The sequence below is a fragment of the Gluconobacter sp. P1D12_c genome (assembly GCF_018812105.1).
GTDB lineage: Bacteria > Pseudomonadota > Alphaproteobacteria > Acetobacterales > Acetobacteraceae > Gluconobacter > Gluconobacter oxydans_A.
The window spans coordinates 1-351 of sequence record NZ_JACSIQ010000920.1 but is presented as its reverse complement, the minus strand read 5'-3'; the positions used below and the strand labels follow the sequence as shown (position 1 = coordinate 351).

1 pseudogene is annotated in these 351 nt (G+C 53.0%); it reads left to right on the top strand.

The features are described 5' to 3' along the window. Window positions 1-205, top strand: a pseudogene (locus KP705_RS19805) (IS5/IS1182 family transposase); the annotation flags it as partial. Window positions 206-351 lie beyond the last annotated feature (146 nt).

Genomic DNA, 351 nt, shown 5'->3' with positions numbered 1-351 from the left:
GCCCCGCCACATCCAGCGGTCCAACGCAGGGAAATCGGTGATCCGGTCGCGTGTCGAGCATGTCTTTGCYGATCAGAAGTCACAGACCGGACTGTTCATCCGGACAGTGAGTATCACTCGTGCAACCATGAGGATCGGGCTGGCCAATATYGTCTACAACATGCGCCGCTTYCTCTTCCTCGCAAGRTTGAACGCGAGCGCGTAGTCATCCAGGGAGACAGCCCCTGATCTGCTCAAAACGCAGATCAAAAGCACCCCAAAGAACCGTCAATCAATACGCCAAAAACCAGAAATTACTCGCCAAGGCATATCAACAAACAGTTTTTCGATCCCTCCACGTGACATTAGGGA